Source organism: Rhizobium sullae (assembly GCF_900169785.1).
Taxonomy (GTDB): domain Bacteria; phylum Pseudomonadota; class Alphaproteobacteria; order Rhizobiales; family Rhizobiaceae; genus Rhizobium; species Rhizobium sullae.
On sequence record NZ_FWER01000043.1, the window covers coordinates 48,298 to 49,455 of the forward strand.

The 1,158-nt window shown below is 71.0% G+C and carries 1 pseudogene; it reads right to left on the reverse strand.

Going from position 1 to position 1,158, the window contains the following annotated elements:
- Window positions 1-490 precede the first annotated feature (490 nt).
- Window positions 491-1,158: pseudogene (locus BN1800_RS41605) on the reverse strand (hypothetical protein); the annotation flags it as partial.

The following is a 1,158-nucleotide window of genomic DNA, read 5'->3' on the forward strand; positions in this document are numbered from 1 at the left end:
CTGGGGGAGGGACTTGCTGTCGATCACGCGGCGCAGGTCCCCCGTCAGGCGCTCGACGGCACGGGCATGGCGGATGATCGAAGCCCATGAAGAATTCGCCCTGTCTTCTCCGATTCTAAGCATTGTGTGTGCCTCCATCAATGAATGCGAATCATGAGCATGGCGCTCATGTGGTGGTCACCGTGACTCCGTCGTTCCAGGGTGTCAACAGATCGGCGCGCATTGGCGGCGTCACCTGCCTGACGAGAGCCCGGGCGGTCCATGGACTCGCGCGGTTCTTGTCGTCCTCGATGATCCCCGGGGGAGGTCTGCATTTTCCGCAGCGCCAGGACCGGTCGAAGGGGCGCGCCCGAACGCCCGAACGCGAACCGGATCCGGAGATGAACCGAATCTCTGCCGCTTCCGGCGGACGGAGGGGCGCTGTGGGGCCTGCGGGGCACCAGCCGACCGGCAAAAGCGGACGGCCCGAGTGGGCGGAACCCCGACAGCATCAGGATCGCGGTCCGCCCAGGCGGTGTGCAAGGCCAGCCGCGGCCGCCTCGATGTCGTCGACGATGCCCGCGAGGCGGTCCTCCAGCGGCGCCTGCGGCGCTTCCGTCCATTCCTGCCGCCAGTCGAGGCCGTGGACCGGCGAGTAGGCGACGAGCCTGAGGCGGCCCGTCGGCACGTGCATCTTCCGCTTCCAGGTGTGGCCGGCCCGCTCCGCCGGGGCAAGCCGCGCATACTCGGCCTCCCGGACGAAGCGGCCGCGTCCGACGTAGTGCATGACCACGTACTCGCAGGTCTCGACGATCGCCAGTCCGACCGCGACCTGCGCGACATAGGCGACGGTCGGCCGAAGCGGGGACCAGGCGCGGTGTCCGGCCGGATACTCCGGTGCAGCCGCCGTCTCCCGCCTGTCCACCTCCGCCCGCACGAAGACTTCGAAGGGCGGCGCGATCCGGACCCGGTGGCCGCGCGCCGACAGCGCGGCGAACAGCGCGCGGGCGAAGCCCAGGCATCTGGAGAGGGCGGGCGGCGTCGCCGTCAGGTCGAGCAGCGCCCTGCAGCGCGGACGCAGGTAGGCCCCGCCGTCGTCGGCCGCGGCGGCGCCGAAATGCCGCGCCGCGCGGTCGACCAGTGTCGCGACGTCGGCCTCCGACGCCCGCGACCGGAACG